Source organism: Mycobacterium sp. UM_Kg27 (assembly GCF_000972905.1).
Classification (GTDB): Bacteria; Actinomycetota; Actinomycetes; order Mycobacteriales; family Mycobacteriaceae; genus Mycobacterium.
Genome location: NZ_JRMM01000332.1, coordinates 1 through 421 on the forward strand (window position 1 = coordinate 1; position 421 = coordinate 421).

The following is a 421-nucleotide window of genomic DNA, read 5'->3' on the forward strand; positions in this document are numbered from 1 at the left end:
ACCTGCCAGCCGAACCGCACTACCGGCCCTCCACCGCGTTGGCCGCCTTCATCCGCGCCCGCGACCTCACCTGCCGCTTCCCCGGCTGCGACCAGCCCGCCAACTACTGCGACATCGACCACGCCGTAGCCCACCCGCATGGCGCCACCCACCCGGCCAACCTGCGCTGCCTCTGCCGAAAACACCACCTGCTCAAAACCTTCTGGACCGGCCACCGCGGCTGGAGCGACCGCCAACACCCCAACGGCACCATCGAATGGACCAGCCCCACCGGCCACACCTACACCACACAACCCGGCAGCGCCCTGCTATTCCCCACCCTGTGCCTACCCACCACCGCACCACCAGCCACCGCCCCGGCCTCAACAGCCGACCGCAACCTCATGATGCCCACCCGCAAAAACACCCGCAGCCAAGACCG

General features: G+C 68.9%; 1 pseudogene. It reads left to right on the forward strand.

Features of this window, described 5'->3' with window-relative positions:
• A pseudogene (locus LI94_RS21505) lies at window positions 1-421 on the forward strand (HNH endonuclease); the annotation flags it as partial.